Raw genomic sequence first — 15,504 nt, forward strand, 5'->3', positions numbered from 1 at the left:
GACTACCTGCCCTTCCACTCCGGCGGCCGCTTCCCGGTGAAGGCCGCGTGGAACTCCGCGTAGTCCTCGCCGTGCATCAGCAGGGCCTGCGTGTTGGCGTCCAGTTCCACGGATGCGGCCAGCGGCATGTCGAGCTCGGCGGTGAGCAGCGCCTTGGTCTGCGCGTGGGCGAGGGCGGGGCCCGAGGCCAGGCGCGCGGCGAGTTCGGCGGCCCGTACGTGGGCCTTGCCCTCCTCGGTGAGCTCGCTGAGCAGGCCGATCCGCTCGGCCTCGGCCGCGTGTACGGGCTCTCCGAGCATCAGCAGGCGGGTGGCGTGGCCGAGGCCGACGACCCGGGGCAGCAGGTAGGCCGCGCCCATGTCCCCGCCGGAGAGACCGACGCGGGTGAAGAGGAAGGCGAAGCGGGCGGTGGGGTCGGCGATCCGGAAGTCGGCGGCGAGTGCGAGGACGGCGCCGGCCCCGGCGGCGACCCCGTGTACGGCTGCGATCACCGGGAAGGGGCATTCGCGCAGTGCGCGCACCACCTGGCCGGTCATCCGGTTGAAGTCGAGGAGCTGGGCGGTGTCCATGGCGAGGGTGGCGCCGATGATCTCGTCGACGTCCCCGCCGGAGCAGAAGCCGCGCCCCTCTCCGCCGAGCACGAGGGCGCGGACGGAGCGCTCGCGGGACAGTTCGCCGAGCAGATCGCGCAGGTCGGCGTAGGCGCCGAAGGTGAGCGCGTTCAGCTTCTCGGGGCGGTCGAAGGTGACGGTGGCGACGCCGTCCTGCCGGGTGACCCGGAGGTGGTGCCACCGTTCGGTCGCTGGTGTGGAACCGGTGAAGGGGCTCACGCCACCGACGGTATCACCAGATCGTGACTGCCGTCACAGAAGCGCAACATATGCGCTCCGTCAGCGGCCCCGTGGGGCCCTGTGGGGCGGAGGCCCCGACCTCGAGCGACTGCGGCGATCGCCCCGCCCCGCCCGCGCAGGGCGCGGCGCACGGCGCGGCGTATGACTATGCGTCACCCCGGCCGGACTGGCCGGACTGGCCGGACCGTCCGGGTCGACCGAGGGTGGCGACGAGCACGGCCTTGATGGTGTGCAGCCGGTTCTCGGCCTCGTCGAAGACGATCGAGTGCTCCGACTCGAACACCTCGTCCGTCACCTCCAGGGAGTCGAGCCCGTGCCGCTCGTGGATCTCCCGGGCCACCTTGGTGCCGAGGTCGTGGAAGGCCGGCAGGCAGTGCATGAACTTCACGTCCGGGTTCCCGGTGGCGCGCAGCACGTCCATGGTCACCGCGTACGGGGACAGGACCGCGATCCGCTCGTCCCAGACCTCCTTGGGCTCCCCCATGGACACCCAGATGTCGGTCACGACGAAGTCCGCCCCGGCGACCCCCTCGGCGACCTCCTCGGTCAGGGTGAGCCGGGCTCCGCTCCGCGCCGCGAGCTCCCGCGCCGCGGCCACCACCGACTCGGCGGGCCAGTAGGACCGGGGCGCGACGATCCGCACGTCCATGCCCAGCAGCGCACCGGTCACGAGGTAGGAGTTGCCCATGTTGAAGCGGGCGTCGCCGAGGTAGGCGAAGGCGATCCGGTCCAGCGGCTTGGTGGTGTGCTCGGTCATGGTGAGCAGGTCGGCCAGCATCTGGGTCGGGTGCCAGTCGTCGGTAAGGCCGTTGAAGACGGGGACGCCCGAGTGGACGGCGAGCTCCTCGACGGCCTGCTGGCTGTCACCCCGGTACTCGATCCCGTCGAACATCCGGCCGAGCACCCGGGCGGTGTCCTTGACCGACTCCTTGTGGCCCATCTGGGAGCCGGCGGGGTCGAGGTAGGTGGTGTGCGCGCCCTGGTCCGCAGCGGCGACCTCGAAGGCGCAGCGGGTCCGGGTGGAGGTCTTCTCGAAGATCAGCGCGATGTTCCGACCCTCGAGCAGGCGCCGCTCGACCCCGGCCTTCTTGGCCGCCTTCAGGTCGGCGGCGAGCTCGATCAGGCCGCGGAACTCGGCGGCCGTGAAGTCCAGCTCCTTGAGAAAACTGCGGCCGGCGAGGTCGGTGGCCATGGGGTCGCTCCAGCGTCACGGTGACAGGGGATGTTGGAAGTCTATACGATCCCCTGTATTGATATACAGACCGGGCCCGGGGTCTTCCCCCCGGACCCGGGACGCCTCCCCCGGCCCGGCCCGCCTCAGACCGCGTCCCGCTCGACGGGACAGCTCATGCAGCGCGGCCCGCCCCGGCCCCGTCCCAGCTCGCTGCCCGGGATCTCGATCACCTCGATGCCCATCTTGCGCAGGTGCGTGTTGGTCGTCACGTTCCGCTCGTAGGCGACCACCACCCCCGGCTCCACGGCGAGCACGTTGCACCCGTCGTCCCACTGCTCGCGCTCGGCCGAGTGCACGTCCTGCGTCGCGGTCAGCACCCGGATCGAGTCCAGGCCGAGCGCCCCCGCGATGGCCCGGTGCATGTGGTCCTCCGGGTGGTCGGTCACCTTGAGCTCGTGCGGCCCGCCGCCCGGCTCGATCGTGTACGAGGGGAGCATCCCGAGCCCGGCGTACTGAGTAAACGTATCTCCGTCGACCATCGTCATCACCGTGTCGAGGTGCATGAAGGCCCGCGACTTGGGCATGTCGAGGGCCACGATGGACGTCGCCGAACCGGCCGCGAACAGGCCGCGCGCCAGCATCTCCACCGCCTGCGGGGTGGTCCGCTCGCTCATCCCGATCAGCACCGCCCCGTTGCCGATGACCAGGACGTCCCCGCCCTCGATCGTCGAGGGGTAGTCGGACTGCCCCTGCGACCAGTAGTGGAAGGCGCCGGAGGTGGTGAAGAGCGGATGGTGCTTGTAGATCGCCTCGAAGTGGACCGTCTCGCGCTGCCGGGCGGGCCAGCGCATCGCGTTGATGGACACCCCGTCGTAGATCCAGGCGGAGGTGTCCCGGGTGAAGAGGTGGTTGGGCAGCGGGCCCAGCAGGAACCCGTCCAGGTCCAGGGCGTGGAAGCGCACGGACACCGGCTCGGCGTGCCGCTCCAGGAACTCCCGCTTGGTCATCCCGCCGACCAGCGCCTCCGCCAGCTCGGCCGAGGTCAGCCCGTCGAACGCCGACCGCAGGTGGTCGGTGGCGAGCGGCCCGTACTCCTTCTCGTCGAAGACCCGGTCCAGTACGAGGTGTCTCGCTTCCGGGATGTCGAGGGCCTCGCACAGGAGGTCACCGAAGAGGTGGACCTCCACGCCCCGGTCTCGCAGCACGTCCGCGAAGCCGTCGTGCTCCTGGCGGGCCCGGCGCACCCACAGCACGTCGTCGAAGAGGAGTGCGTCCTTGTTGCTCGGTGTGAGCCGCTTCAGCTCCAGGTCGGGCCGGTGGAGGATGACGCGGCGAAGCCGCCCGGTCTCGGAGTCGACGTGGAATCCCATGCCGTACACATTCCCAGACCGAACGGCTTTTTGACGTGGCGTCCGCTCAGCGAGGGGTACCGAGGCCGAGAAGCGCCGAGGGGGCGCCGGTGAGCTCCGGGGTGGTCAGGCCCAGTTCGGGCGCGGTCAGGTTCGGCACCCCGGAGTTGGAGGAGTCCGGCATCGTCAGCAGGCCGCCGGCGACCAGGCCGGGGGTCCGGGCGAGCAGGTTGGTGGCCGGCGCCTCGACGGAACCCTCGCCGTCCGTCTCCGGCTTGCCCAACAGGTTCGGCAGCGGGGAGGTGACGAGGGTGCTGCCGAGCTCGGTGCCGACCGGCACCGACGGGAGCAGTGGGGTCGGGAGCATGTTCCCCTTGTGGAAGCGGGGCGACTCGGGTGCTCCCACGACCGGCATCGGCACGCCCGTGCCCACGCGCGGGGTGTCCACGCCCAGCGTGGTCTTCAAGGCGTCGAGCGGGAGATCGACCGGCACCGATTGGGCCATGGCCGGGGTGGCCGCTCCGGCCGCAGCCATACAGGTCATGAGTGCCGCAATGCTTCCGCGCGCGGTCATCTTCATAGGTGACGTTCCGTCCTTCCAGTGTCGCGGACATTCCGCTGCCCTGGATGAACGATCCCGCCGGTGGTTTTCCCGGAGTTCTCCGCGAAAGTTCCCCCATACGACCTAATTCGAGGCCGTACGGGGGCCACCCCTTTACGGACCGTGCTGACGCGGCCCGGTCGCGCGGCGGCGCCGGCTCACAGGCGCGGGTCGACCGGCTCCGACTCCAGCGCGAGCACCGCGAAGACCGCCTCGTGGACCCGCCACAGCGGCTCGTCGGCCGCCAGCCGGTCCAGCGCCTCCAGCCCGAGCGCGTACTCACGCAGCGCGAGCGAGCGCTTGTGCCCGAGGAACCGGTCGCGCAGCCGCTCCAGCTGGTCGGGACGGGTGTACTCCGGGCCGTAGATGATCCGCAGGTACTCGCGCCCGCGCACCTTGACCCCGGGCTGGACCAGTCGACCCTTGCCGTCCTTGGCGTACGCCTGGAGCGGCTTGACGACCATGCCCTCGCCGCCGGCGGCCGTCAGCGCCAGCCACCAGTCGGTGCCGGCCCGTACGGAGTCCTCGTCCGCGGTGTCCACCAGGATCCGGCCGGTGCGCCGGAGCAGTCCGGTACCGGCCGCCTCGTCGGCGGCGACCAGCCGGTCCAGCCAGAACAGCTGCTCGTCGTGGGGCACCGCGGCCAACGACCGCCCGGCCACCGCCAACAGCTGGAACGGCGCGAACCGTACGCCGTCCAGACCGTCGGTGGTCCAGCAGTAGCGCCGGTAGGAGTCGGTGAAGGCGGCCGCGTCGGCGGCCCGGCCGCGCTGGCGCTCCAGCAGCTCGCCGGTGTCGACGCCCCGGGCGGTGGCCGCCTCCAGGGCGGCGATGGCGCCCGGGAAGACGGCGCCGGAGGCCGCGCCGACGGCGGCGTACTGGTTGCGCAGCAGGCCGCCGGACTTCAGGGACCAGGGCAGGAGTTCCCCGTCGAGCAGCAGCCAGTCGGTGTCGAGCTCCTCCCACAGGCCCGCGTCGGTGATCGCGGCGCGCAGCCGGGTGAGGACCTCCTCGGTGACCTCCGGCTCCTTGAAGAAGGGCCGCCCGGTGCGGGTGTAGACGGAGCCGGTCGGACCGTCGACCCCGAAGCGGGTGCGGGCCGCGTCGGCGTCCTTGCAGACGAGGACGGTGGCGCGGGAGCCCATGTGCTTCTCCTCGCACACCACCTGGGCGACGCCGTCCTTCCGGTACTGGGCGAAGGCCTCGGCCGGGTGCTCCAGATGGCCCTCCTCGCGGGAGGTGGCCGTGGGCGCCATGGTGGGCGGCAGGTACGGGACGAGGCGCGGGTCCACCGCGAAGCGGCTCATGACCTCCAGGGCCGCCGCGGCGTTCTCCTCGCGCACGTTGACGTTGCCCAGGTGCCGGGTCTCCACGACCCGGCGGCCGTGCACGTCCGCCAGGTCGAGCGGCCGGCCACCCCCAGACTCCGTCCGGGGGGACCCCCATGGCCCGCCCGGCGCTTCGGCGACGAGCGGCTTGACCGGCTCGTACCAGACCTTCTCGGCCGGTACGTCGACCAGTTCGCGCTCGGGCCAGCGCAGGGCGGTCATCCGGCCGCCGAAGACGGCGCCGGTATCGAGACAGATGGTGTTGTTGATCCAGGTGGTGTCGGGGACCGGGGTGTGGCCGTAGACCACCACGGCCTTGCCCCGGTAGTCCTCGGCCCACGGGTAGCGCACGGGCAGGCCGAACTCGTCGGTCTCGCCGGTGGTTTCCCCGTAGAGGGCGTGCGAGCGGACCCGGCCGGAGGTGCGGCCGTGGTACTTCTCGGGCAGCCCGGCGTGGCAGACCACCAGCTTGCCGCCGTCGAGGAGGTAGTGGCTGACGAGGCCGCGGATGAACTCCCGTACCTCCTGGACGAACTCCTCCGGCTCCCCCTCCAGCTGCTCGATGGTCTCGGCGAGGCCGTGGGTCCGCTGGACCTTGGAGCCCTTCAGGTAACGGCCGAGCTTGTTCTCGTGGTTCCCGGGCACGCACAGGGCGTTGCCGGACTTGACCATGCCCATGACGCGGCGCAGGACGCCGGGGCTGTCGGGGCCGCGGTCGACGAGGTCGCCGACGAAGACGGCGGTGCGGCCCTCGGGGTGGACCCCGTCCTCGTAGCCGAGCTTGCCGAGCAGGGTCTCCAGCTCGGAGGAACAGCCGTGGATGTCACCGACGATGTCGAAGGGGCCGGCGAGGTGGGTGAGGTCGTTGAACCGCTTCTCGAGGACCACCTCGGCGGTCTCGGCCTCCTCGACGGAGCGCAGCACGTGGACCTTGCGGAAGCCCTCGCGCTCCAGACCGCGCAGCGAGCGCCGCAGGTCGCGGCGGTGCCGCTGGATGACGGCGCGGGGCAGGCCGGCCCGGTCGGGGCGGGTGGCGTTGCGCTCGGCGCAGACCTGCTCGGGCATGTCCAGCACGATGGCGATCGGCAGGACGTCGTGCTCGCGGGCGAGTGCGACCAGCTGCCGGCGGGCTTCGGGCTGGACGCTGGTCGCGTCGACGACGGTCAGGCGGCCGGCGGCGAGGCGCTTGCCGGCGATGTAGTGCAGGACGTCGAAGGCGTCGCGGCTGGCGCTCTGGTCGTTCTCGTCGTCGCAGACCAGGCCCCGGCAGTAGTCGGAGGAGATGACCTCGGTGGCCTTGAAGTGCTTGCGGGCGAAGGTGGACTTGCCCGATCCGGTGGCCCCGATCAGAACGACGAGGGACAGGTCGGTGACGGGAAGGGTGCGCGTACGGGGGGTCTCGGTGCTGGTCATGCTGCCTCGCCCTCCTTCGGGGTGTCGGTGGTGTGGATCGTGCCGGTGGTGCCGGCCGCTTCGGTGGTACCGGCCGTGGCGGTCGGGTGGGTGGTGCCGGCCGAGTCGGTGCCGGCAGCGCCGTCGTGCTGGGTGAAGACGGCCATCTGGGTCGGCGGCCCGACCTCGGGGTCGTCGTCGCCGACGGGCACGTACCGGACCCCGTAGCCGTGGCGCTGCGCGACGTCCTCGGCCCAGGCCCGGAACTCCTCGCGGTTCCACTCGAAGCGGTGGTCGCCGTGGCGGACGTGCCCGGCGGGCAGGGTCTCCCAGCGCACGTTGTACTCGACGTTCGGGGTGGTGACGAGGACCGTGCGGGGGCGGGCCGAACCGAACACCGCGTACTCCAGCGCGGGCAGCCGCTCCGGGTCCAGGTGCTCGATGACCTCGCTGAGCACGGCGGCGTCATAGCCGGCCAGCCGCTTGTCGGTGTAGGCGAGCGAGCCCTGGATGAGCTTCAGTCGCGCGCTCTGCCGCTCGCCCATCCGGTCCAGCCGCAGCCGGCGGGCCGCGATCTGCAGGGCCCGCACGGACACGTCCATGCCGACGATCTCGGAGTACGCCGGGTCCCCGAGCAGCGCCTGGAGCAACTGCCCCTGACCGCATCCGAGGTCCAGCACCCGCTGGGCGCCGGCCAGCCGCAGGGCGGCGAGGATCGCCTCGCGCCGCTGCACGGCGAGCGGCACGGGCCGCTCCTCGGTGTCGCGGGTCTCGTCCACCGCGTTGTCGAGCTCCTCGACCTCGCTGCCGTCGGCCTCGGCGAGGCGGACCAGTTCCAGGCGCTCGATGGCGTCCTGGGTCAGCCGCTTGTGGCGGGCCAGGTAGCGGGAGGTGATCAGCCCGTGCTCGGGGTGGGCGGCGAGCCAACCGTCTCCGGCCCGCAGCAGCTTGTCGACCTCGTCGGGGGAGATCCAGTAGTGCTTGGCGTCGTCGAGGACCGGCAGCAACACGTAGAGCTGCCGCAGGGCGTCGGCGAGGCGCAGCTCGCCCTCCAGGACGAGCCGTACGTAGCGGGAGTCCCCCCATTCGGGGAACTGCTCGTCGAGCGCTACGGCCTCGGCTTCTACGAGGTCCCAGCCGAGCGGGCCGAACAGCCGGTGCACGAGGGCGGCGCCGCCGCGGGCGGGCAGCACCGGGATCTCGACGCGCAGCGGCCGGGCCTGCTCCGGGAGCTCGGGGCGGGCGGTGCACTGCCCCTTGAGCGCGGTGCGGAACACTCCGCTGAGTGCGACGGCCAGCAGCGAGGACGCGGCGTACGGCCGGTCGTTCACGTACTGCGCGAGCGCGGCGTCCGGCGCTCCGCCCCGGCCCTTGCCCCGACCGCGCCGCACGAGCGCGACGGGGTCCACTTCCAGCAGCAGGGCCGCCGTGCACCGTTCGACCGAGGCCTCGGGATAGAACACGTGGGCGGTGCCGTGGGAGGTGGAGAACGCCTGCGTCTTGCCGGGATGCTTGTGCAGCAGGTAGCCCAGGTCGGTGGCGGGTCGTTCGGGGGAGCCGGTGGTGGAGATCGTCAGGAACACGTGACCGATTATCGCTGGTCACCTCCTCGGGGTGCCCCTGGTTTTTCGTCCCGGCGGGTGCCCCCGGCTCACCGCGACCGGTCCGGCAGCAGCGCTCCGAGGGCGGCGATCCGGTCCGGTCCGATCCGGCAGCAGCCGCCGACGAGGCGGGCGCCGGTCGCGTACCAGGTCTGTGCGGGCCAGGGGGCGGGGGTTTCGGGGGCGTGCCAGGTGCGGGTGGTGGCGTTCCAGATCGAGCCGTCGTTGGGGTAGGCCAGCAGCGGCTTGGCGGTGACGGCGGCCGCGGCTTCGAGGGCGGGCAGGACATCGGCCGGATCGCAGCAGTTGACGCCGACCGCGATGACCTGCGGGGCCGCGGCGGCGAGGGCGAAGGCTTCGCGCAGGGGCTGCCCGGCCCGCGTGCGGCCCTCGGCCACCGTGTACGAGAGCCAGGCGGGTGCACCGGTCTCGGCGAGGACGGTGAGCAGCGCCTCGGCCTCGTCGCTGTCCGGGACGGTCTCCACGGCCAGGACGTCGGGGCCGGCGGCGAGCAGGGCTTCGATGCGGGGGCGGTGGAAGGCGGCGAGTTCGCGCACGCCCAGCCCGTACCGGCCGCGGTACTCGGAGCCGTCCGCGAGCACCGCTCCGTACGGTCCCACGGAGGCGGCCACCCACACCTCGTGGTCGGCGGCCTCGGCGGCCCGGGCGGCCAGGTGCACGCTGCGGCGCAGCAGGGCGGTGGTCTCCGTGCGGTCGTGGCCGTGGGCGGCGAAGGCCGCGTAGCCGACCTGGTAACTGGCGGTGATCAGCACCTCGGCGCCGGCGGTGGTGTACGCCGCGTGGGCGGCCGCCACCTGGTCCGGGTGCTCGGCGAGCACCCGGCCCGACCAGAGGTCGCCGGAGAGGTCGCAGCCCTGGGCGGCGAGCTGGTTGCTGAGCCCGCCGTCCAGGAGCACGGCCCTGCGGGCCAGGGCTTCGGCGAGCGGGCCGGACGCGCGTGGCATCGGTTGGCCGCCTTCCTAACGGAGCTGGGAGAGCACTCGGGCGGAGATCAGCTCCAGGTGGTCCAGGTCGTCGAGGTCGAGGAGCTGGAGGTAGACGCGGGAGGAGCCGGCGGCGCCGTAGGCGCCGATCTTCTCCACGACTTCGGCCGGGGAGCCGGCCAGGCCGTTGGCCTTGAGCTCGTCGACGTCGCGGCCGATGGCGGCGGCCCGGCGGGCCACCTCGGCGTCGTCCTTGCCCACGCAGACGACGAGGGCGTTGGAGTAGCGCAGGTCATCGGCCTTGCGACCGGCCTCCTCGGCCGCCTGCCGGACCCGGGCGAACTGCCGCTCGCTGTCGGCGATCGACGCGAAGGGCATGTTGAACTCGTCCGCGTAGCGGGCGGCGAGCCGCGGGGTGCGCTTGGCTCCGTGGCCGCCGATGAGGACGGGAACCTTGGTCTGGGCGGGCTTGGGGAGCGCGGGTGAGTTCTCCACCTGGTAGTGCTTGCCCGCGTAGTCGAAGGAGGCGCCGGCTTCGGTGGCCCACATGCCGGTGACGATGGCCAGCTGCTCCTCCAGCCGGGACATCCGGTCCGCCGGGAAGGGGATCCCATACGCCTTGTGCTCCTGCTCGAACCAGCCCGCGCCGAGGCCCAGTTCGATGCGGCCGCCGGACATCTGGTCGACCTGGGCCACCTGGATGGCGAGGACTCCGGGCAGCCGGAAGGTTCCTGCCGTCATCAGCGTGCCCAGGCGGATCCGCTTGGTCTCCCGGGCCAGGCCCGCGAGGGTGATCCACGCGTCGGTGGGTCCGGGCAGACCGTCGGCGGCGCCCATGCTCAGGTAGTGGTCGGAGCGGAAGAACGCGTCGAAGCCCAGGTCCTCGGTGGCCTTGGCGACGGTCAGGAGGGTCTCGTAGCTCGCACCCTGCTGGGGCTCGGTGAAAATGCGCAGATCCATACCCCCATCCTGCACTTCCCGCCTCGGCAGGGTGAACCTTCGTCAACCGGACGACCCACCCCCGGGCCCGCCAGTGACCGGCCCGTACGGGGATCGTTGGCTCGGACGGAGCCGGACCGCCCGGCCCGCGCGCCGGCGACGTCCCGCTGGTGCGTCCACCTCCCCCTTCCGCCCCGGAAGGGCCACAGGGCCGAGGAGGCCGCCATGTCCCACGAGGCCGTGCCGGAGACCCGCCGACACACCGGACCGACCGGACCGACCGGACGGGCAGCGCAGGCACCGCGCGACCGAGCAGGTCAGGATCCCGAGGCAGCCGCCCAGGGCGGCGATGCGCCGAACGGCCCGCTCCAGCAGATGGAGAACCTGATGGCCGCGCTGAACGCCGACCTGTCGCAGCTCGATGCCGAACTCCAGACCTCCACGGACCGCACGCCCGAGGGTTAGGCCGCCCGTCCCACCGGTCTTCCTGACCGTTCGGGTCCCGCCGCGCACGGCGGGACCCCACCTGTGCCGCCCTCAGGCCACGCCCGAGGCCGATCCCCGCTCACGAACCACCATGCGACGCAGGATCGCCCGTACCCGGTCGCTCGACTCGTCGGCCGCGTCGATCGACTCTATGCACTGCCAGTAGAGGGCCTCGTCGTCCGTCCCGCAGGCCACCCCGACCAGCGCTATCCCCACTTCACCCAGCAGCTCCTGAAGTCCGAGCAGCGCCTGCCGGACATCCGACACCTCGCTCAACTGCGCTGCCCGCGGCGGATGTTCGGGCGCACTTCCCTCGCCGCTCAGGGCCGCCCGATCGAGCACCCCGCAGCCTCTGCCTCCCGCTTCCCCCAGTCCCCGCGCCTCCGATCTCAGCTCTGGCGGCCCGGTGACCGCCAGATAGCTCCCTATACCCTGCGCGAGCGCCTGGGCCTGCCAAGCCTCGCCCACGATGTCCCACGCGGCCCCACTCTGTGCCAGCGCGTGCCGGCCGGCCGCGATGAGCCGTACCGCATCCATATGCCGTCCCCCGTCCGCACGACATCCCGCCATCCTCACCACTACCCAGAGTGAGGGCAATGAGTCAGTAAAGCCAGGGGTATTCGGAAAATGTGGACAGAAACGTGATTGTGGATGAGTCCATCACTCCGAAGAGTGACCATTTGGTGTCGATGTACCCGGCACGGGAAAGCGGAGTTCATTCCTCTCGATCTTCGCGGCGAGCGCATCCAGCACATCCACCCCGAGAACCTCACAGAACTGCAGCAGATACGCGAGCACGTCGGCCACCTCATCGGCCACGCGGTGGGCCGATTCCGGCTTCTCCATGATCTTCGCCGACTGCTCGGGCGTCAGCCACTGGAAGATTTCCACCAGTTCGGACGCCTCCACGCTGAGCGCCACTGCCAGGTTCTTGGGCGTGTGGTACGGCTCCCAGCCGCGCGCCGCCGCGAACTGCGCGAGCCGGCGCTGCAGTCGGTCCAGCCGCTCCTCGGGGCACTGCTCGGACGGCTGGGGCGGCTGGGGCGGCTGCTGCGTCTCGTTCATGCCCCCAGGTCTACCACCGCGACGCCCGGGAGGTCTCGGGCGGTGGCTGCGGTCCCCTCCCCCACGGCCGCCACCAACCGGATGTGACCGCGGCCGCAGGACAGCAGGGCGAGGCGCAGCAGTTCGGCGCTCTGGCGCCGATCGAGGCCCCGGTCGAAGTCGTCGGCCAGCACCGTCAGCGCCTGCCGCGCGGAGAGCAGTTCGGCCGCCGGGTCCACGGCCAGCACCCCCGGCCCGGTCAGCAGGACCAGCGCCAGCGCGAGGAAGCGGAGTTCGCCCGCGCCCAGTCGGGCCAGCTCCGTGGCGGGCCGGCCGGGGCCCCGGTCCAGTACCGCCGCGACGGGTGCGCCGCCCGCGGGAGCCCGTACGTCCAGCCCCGCGACGGGCCCCGCGCAGCCGGTGCGGGCCGCCTCCGCCAGCAGCGCGTAACGGGTGCCGCATTCGCTGCGGGTACGGCGCAGCACGTCGGCCAGGTTGGCGCAGTCGCCCAGCAGCCGGCCCTCGCCCGGCGGGACCGCGGCGCGCATCAGGTCCGGGCGGGGGTCGCACGGGAACACCGCGCGCAGGGCCACGACCACCTGTTCGGCGGCGGCCAGGACCTGGCGTTGGCCCGCGGTGGAACCGGCGACGCGGAGCGGGAGCAGGGCCGTTCCGAGCCGGTCGTCGGGCAGCGGGGCCCTGGTGACGCCGATGGCGCCGCCGGTCAGCCAGGCGGCCTGGACCGAGCGCCGGCCGGGGTCGCGCAGGGCCGTGGCGAGCAGGACCTGCCCGTCCTGCGAGAGCCGTTCGCCGACGATGCGCAGCGTGGGCTCGGCCTGGACGGCGAGGTCGAGCCGGACCGGGCCGACGGGTCCGTCCACGGTGCAGCCGAGGCGGAACCCGCGCCGGCGCTGCGCGTCGGGGACGGCCCGGTCGGGGATGCGGGCGCGCGGATCCGGGAAGACCTCCTCCAGTAAGGCCCCGGACCCCAGCCCGGCCAGCGCCTCGTGGGCCGCCAGGGCCTGGGACTTGCCGCTGCCGCTCGGCCCGGCGAAGAGGGTGAGGGGGCCGAGCGGGAAGACCGCCGAGCGGTGCGTCCCGAAGGCGGAGAGCCGCAGCTCGGTAAGGACGGGCCGGGGCTGCCGCTGCGCGGGCTCGGCAGGGCGCCCGAAGCCGCCGGGGCCCGCCTGCGCCGGCACGGTCGGGCCGCCGACGGCCCCGGCCGCGTCGGCCGTATCGGCCGTATCGGCCGCGGAAGTCTCGGAAGTCTCGGAAGCGGTCGGCACAGCCGGTGGGGCGGGCTCGGGTGGGGCGGGCGCGGCCGGGGGCTCCGCGGCGGGCTGCTCGCCGGCCGGTCCGGCCTCGGGGGGATCGGTGCGGGTGTCGGCTAACGCGACGACGACGGCGGTGCGCTCCGCCGTCGCGTCCAAGGTGGCGTCCATGCGCGGGACGGTACGGCCCGCCGGACCCCCCGCGGCTCCGGCGAACCGTTCCCTCGCGGGGACCTTCCTACGATCGGGGGACGGCCGCGGCCGCGATCCCCTCGACCTCGGTCCCCACCGGCGCGAGCAGGAAGACGTTCCGGTCCACCCGGTGCATCCCGCTGCCCAGGCCGAAGACCACGCCGCTGCTGAAGTCCAGGATCCGCTTGGCCACTTCGCTGTCCGCCCCGGTGAGGTCGAGCAGTACCGGGATCTGCGCGATCAGGTACTCCGCCACCTCCCGCGCGTCCGCGAAGATCTGGACTCTGATCACCACGAAGCGCCGCTGCTCCGCCGCCGACGCGCCGGGCGCCTTCGGAATCGTGCGGTGGTCCACCCGGGAGGGCCATTCGTTGCGACTGCGCAGGGGGACCACCTGCGCGAGTCCCTCCCACTGTTCGTCGGTGACGTCGTACCTGCTCACCGGGCCGCCTCGGCCGTGCGCTTCATGTGCATCCCCCCATCCTCTCGCGTTTCACCCGTTCAGCCCAACTACGACACGAGCACGCCGGGTACTCTCGACGGGCCAGATAGGTTAGGTTAGGCATACCTAAGTCACTCGGACGAGGAGAGATCCGCATGCGCCTGTTCGGTGCCCCCGCCACCCCGGCCGACCGGCCCACCGATGCCGAGCGCATCCGGTCGATCCTCACCGCCGCCCACTCCATGACCGTGATCACCGACGGACAGCGGTCCGAGGTCCGCCACCTCGACGGCAGCGACCCCATGGGACGGCTCCACCTGCACCCCGCCGAGCCCGGCGGCGAGTCCGAGTACCGGCCGTCGATCCGGCTGGAGTTCACCGACGTCGCCCCCACCCCCGTGCGGGACCGGGTGCGCGCCCGCGTCACCGTGCTGGGCCGCCTGCTCACCCCCTACGCGGACCTGGCCGAGGGCTCCGGCGCCGACTCCACCTGCATGGAGTTCGACCGGGCCGTCCTGGAGACGCCGGAAGGCATCTCGCACGTCGGCCTCGAGGAGCTGGACGCGTCCTGCCCCGACCCGCTGTCCCCGTACGAGGCGGGCATGCTCACGCACCTCCTCGACGACCACCACGACCTGGTCACCCTGCTGCTGCGACTGGTCCGGCCGCTGCCCACCGCCGCGGTGCTCCGCGCGCTGCCGGTCGCCATGGACCGGTACGGGATCACCCTGCGGCTGGAGGAACGGCGCGGCCACCGCGACGTACGGCTTCCCTTCCCCTCGCCCCTGGACGACGTCGAGCAGGCCGGTACGCAGATCCAGGCGCTCTTCAGCGCGGCCCGGCGGAGCTCGCACCGCAACACCCTGCCGGCCTGACGGACCGGAATACCCGGCCGCGGAACCGCGTTGGGGACGATCATGAAGGCCATCACATACAGCACGTACGGAACTCCCGCCACGCTCCAGCTCGTTGACTTACCGAAGCCCAAGGTGGGGCCGGGCGAGGTGCTCGTCCGCGTCAAGGCCGCCGGGGTCAATCCGGTGGACTGGAAGCTCGCCGCCGGATACCTCGACCCGATCCTCGAGGTCCGCTACCCGGTCATACCCGGCTGGGACGTGGCCGGAGTCGTCGAAGCGGTCGGCGAGGACACCTTCGACTACACCGTCGGCGACGAGGTCTACGGCTACGTCCGCAAGGAATGGGTCGAACTCGGGACGTACGCCGAGCTGGTGTCCGCCCCCGTCCGCACCCTCGCCCGCAAGCCCCGCGAGCTGAGCTTCGAGCAGGCCGCGGGCCTCCCGCTGGCCGGCCTCACCGCCTACCAGTCGCTCACCCGCGCCGGCCTCAAGGCCGGCGAGACCGTGGTCATCCACTCCGCGGCCGGCGGCACCGGATCCTTCGGCGTGCAGATCGCGGTCGCGCTCGGCCTGCGGGTCATCGGCACGGCGGGCGCGCACAACCACGAGTACCTGCGCTCCCTCGGCGCGGAGCCGGTGCTGTACGGGGAGGGGATGGCGGACCGGATCCGCGAGCTCGCGCCCGACGGCATCGACGCGGGCCTGGACTTCTACGGCGACGGCGTCATCGAGACGCTCCAGTCCCTGGTCAAGGAACGCCACCGGGTGGTCTCCATCGCCGACTACGACGCGGCCGCCAAGGGCGCCCACCAGCTGTGGGTGCGCCCGGACACCGCCGACCTGACCTTCCTGGCGGAACTGGCCGACGCGGGGAAGCTCACGGTCAACGTGGCGCATGCGCTGCCGCTCGCCGAGGCCGCCGGGGCCTGGGAGCTGAGCGCCGCGGGCCGCACCCGCGGCAAGATCGTCCTGACCGTCTGAAGGCCTGCACACCCACCTGCTGAGCTGCTGACCTGCTCCGGCGGCACACGTG

The 15,504-nt window shown here is 72.5% G+C and carries 15 protein-coding genes; 3 read left to right on the forward strand and 12 right to left on the reverse strand.

All coding sequences use genetic code 11. The features are described 5' to 3' along the window. Positions 1-2: 2 nt before the first annotated feature. The 8 genes from ACIQK6_RS10250 to ACIQK6_RS10285 form a co-directional block, all read right to left on the reverse strand. Positions 3-830 (reverse strand): enoyl-CoA hydratase family protein, encoded by an 828-nt coding sequence (locus ACIQK6_RS10250; protein ID WP_329098370.1) that lies wholly within the window; start codon positions 828-830, stop codon positions 3-5. Between the two features lie 166 nt (positions 831-996). Then, positions 997-2,043, reverse strand: coding sequence for an ornithine carbamoyltransferase (argF, locus tag ACIQK6_RS10255; protein ID WP_329098371.1), 1,047 nt, complete (start codon positions 2,041-2,043; stop codon positions 997-999). Positions 2,044-2,168: 125 nt separating this feature from the next. Further along, positions 2,169-3,395, reverse strand: a complete 1,227-nt coding sequence (locus tag ACIQK6_RS10260; RefSeq protein ID WP_327382764.1) for an arginine deiminase — start codon at positions 3,393-3,395, stop codon at positions 2,169-2,171. A 46-nt stretch (positions 3,396-3,441) separates the two neighbouring features. Further along, a complete protein-coding gene (locus tag ACIQK6_RS10265) occupies positions 3,442-3,918 on the reverse strand; it encodes a hypothetical protein (protein WP_329098374.1) in 477 nt (158 codons plus the stop codon). A gap of 215 nt (positions 3,919-4,133) precedes the next feature. After that, positions 4,134-6,716 carry a polynucleotide kinase-phosphatase gene (locus ACIQK6_RS10270; RefSeq protein WP_329098376.1) on the reverse strand — a complete coding sequence of 861 codons (2,583 nt, stop codon included), beginning with the start codon at positions 6,714-6,716 and terminating at the stop codon, positions 4,134-4,136. Next, positions 6,713-8,278 (reverse strand): 3' terminal RNA ribose 2'-O-methyltransferase Hen1, encoded by a 1,566-nt coding sequence (locus ACIQK6_RS10275; protein ID WP_329098378.1) that lies wholly within the window; start codon positions 8,276-8,278, stop codon positions 6,713-6,715. Before ACIQK6_RS10275 ends, ACIQK6_RS10270 begins: the two co-directional genes overlap by 4 nt. Before the next feature lie 68 nt (positions 8,279-8,346). Continuing rightward, positions 8,347-9,261, reverse strand: a complete 915-nt coding sequence (gene mmuM, locus ACIQK6_RS10280; RefSeq protein ID WP_329098380.1) for a homocysteine S-methyltransferase — start codon at positions 9,259-9,261, stop codon at positions 8,347-8,349. A 15-nt stretch (positions 9,262-9,276) separates the two neighbouring features. Beyond that, positions 9,277-10,200 (reverse strand): LLM class F420-dependent oxidoreductase, encoded by a 924-nt coding sequence (locus ACIQK6_RS10285; RefSeq protein WP_329098383.1) that lies wholly within the window; start codon positions 10,198-10,200, stop codon positions 9,277-9,279. 204 nt (positions 10,201-10,404) lie between these two features. Here ACIQK6_RS10285 and ACIQK6_RS10290 point away from each other — a divergent pair, with 204 nt between their 5' ends. Next, complete coding sequence (locus tag ACIQK6_RS10290; RefSeq protein WP_329108307.1) at positions 10,405-10,644, forward strand: hypothetical protein; 240 nt, start codon at positions 10,405-10,407, stop codon at positions 10,642-10,644. A gap of 72 nt (positions 10,645-10,716) precedes the next feature. Here the strand turns inward: ACIQK6_RS10290 and ACIQK6_RS10295 are convergent, their stop codons facing one another. The 4 genes from ACIQK6_RS10295 to ACIQK6_RS10310 form a co-directional block, all read right to left on the reverse strand. Next, a complete protein-coding gene (locus ACIQK6_RS10295) occupies positions 10,717-11,202 on the reverse strand; it encodes a DUF6099 family protein (RefSeq protein WP_329098385.1) in 486 nt (161 codons plus the stop codon). A 123-nt stretch (positions 11,203-11,325) separates the two neighbouring features. Continuing rightward, the gene (locus tag ACIQK6_RS10300; RefSeq protein WP_329098387.1) at positions 11,326-11,730 is read right to left on the reverse strand and encodes a nucleotide pyrophosphohydrolase; all 405 of its coding nucleotides are present in this window, start codon (positions 11,728-11,730) and stop codon (positions 11,326-11,328) included. Then, positions 11,727-13,151: an ATP-binding protein gene (locus ACIQK6_RS10305; protein ID WP_402694652.1), complete on the reverse strand. Its 1,425-nt coding sequence runs from the start codon at positions 13,149-13,151 to the stop codon at positions 11,727-11,729. Before ACIQK6_RS10305 ends, ACIQK6_RS10300 begins: the two co-directional genes overlap by 4 nt. A 67-nt stretch (positions 13,152-13,218) precedes the next feature. Beyond that, on the reverse strand, positions 13,219-13,614 hold the full coding sequence (locus tag ACIQK6_RS10310) for a cell division protein SepF (RefSeq protein WP_189739116.1): 396 nt from the start codon (positions 13,612-13,614) through the stop codon (positions 13,219-13,221). Positions 13,615-13,769: 155 nt separating this feature from the next. Between ACIQK6_RS10310 and ACIQK6_RS10315 the strand changes: the two genes are divergently transcribed. Further along, positions 13,770-14,489: a DUF2470 domain-containing protein gene (locus tag ACIQK6_RS10315; RefSeq protein WP_329098390.1), complete on the forward strand. Its 720-nt coding sequence runs from the start codon at positions 13,770-13,772 to the stop codon at positions 14,487-14,489. 42 nt (positions 14,490-14,531) lie between these two features. Further along, positions 14,532-15,452 carry an NADP-dependent oxidoreductase gene (locus ACIQK6_RS10320; protein WP_329098392.1) on the forward strand — a complete coding sequence of 307 codons (921 nt, stop codon included), beginning with the start codon at positions 14,532-14,534 and terminating at the stop codon, positions 15,450-15,452. Positions 15,453-15,504 lie beyond the last annotated feature (52 nt).

This window comes from Streptomyces sp. NPDC091682, from assembly GCF_044756625.1.
In the GTDB taxonomy this organism is placed as follows: Bacteria; Actinomycetota; Actinomycetes; order Streptomycetales; family Streptomycetaceae; genus Streptomyces.

Coding starts and splice junctions, on each gene's coding strand:
- argF (WP_329098371.1), bottom strand. CDS start 2,043: ATGGCCACCGACCTCGCCGGCCGCAGTTTTCTCAAGGAGCTGGACTTC.
- ACIQK6_RS10260 (WP_327382764.1), bottom strand. CDS start 3,395: ATGGGATTCCACGTCGACTCCGAGACCGGGCGGCTTCGCCGCGTCATC.
- ACIQK6_RS10265 (WP_329098374.1), bottom strand. CDS start 3,918: ATGACCTGTATGGCTGCGGCCGGAGCGGCCACCCCGGCCATGGCCCAA.
- ACIQK6_RS10270 (WP_329098376.1), bottom strand. CDS start 6,716: ATGACCAGCACCGAGACCCCCCGTACGCGCACCCTTCCCGTCACCGAC.
- mmuM (WP_329098380.1), bottom strand. CDS start 9,261: ATGCCACGCGCGTCCGGCCCGCTCGCCGAAGCCCTGGCCCGCAGGGCC.
- ACIQK6_RS10285 (WP_329098383.1), bottom strand. CDS start 10,200: ATGGATCTGCGCATTTTCACCGAGCCCCAGCAGGGTGCGAGCTACGAG.
- ACIQK6_RS10290 (WP_329108307.1), top strand. CDS start 10,405: ATGTCCCACGAGGCCGTGCCGGAGACCCGCCGACACACCGGACCGACC.
- ACIQK6_RS10295 (WP_329098385.1), bottom strand. CDS start 11,202: ATGGATGCGGTACGGCTCATCGCGGCCGGCCGGCACGCGCTGGCACAG.
- ACIQK6_RS10300 (WP_329098387.1), bottom strand. CDS start 11,730: ATGAACGAGACGCAGCAGCCGCCCCAGCCGCCCCAGCCGTCCGAGCAG.
- ACIQK6_RS10305 (WP_402694652.1), bottom strand. CDS start 13,151: ATGGACGCCACCTTGGACGCGACGGCGGAGCGCACCGCCGTCGTCGTC.
- ACIQK6_RS10315 (WP_329098390.1), top strand. CDS start 13,770: ATGCGCCTGTTCGGTGCCCCCGCCACCCCGGCCGACCGGCCCACCGAT.
- ACIQK6_RS10320 (WP_329098392.1), top strand. CDS start 14,532: ATGAAGGCCATCACATACAGCACGTACGGAACTCCCGCCACGCTCCAG.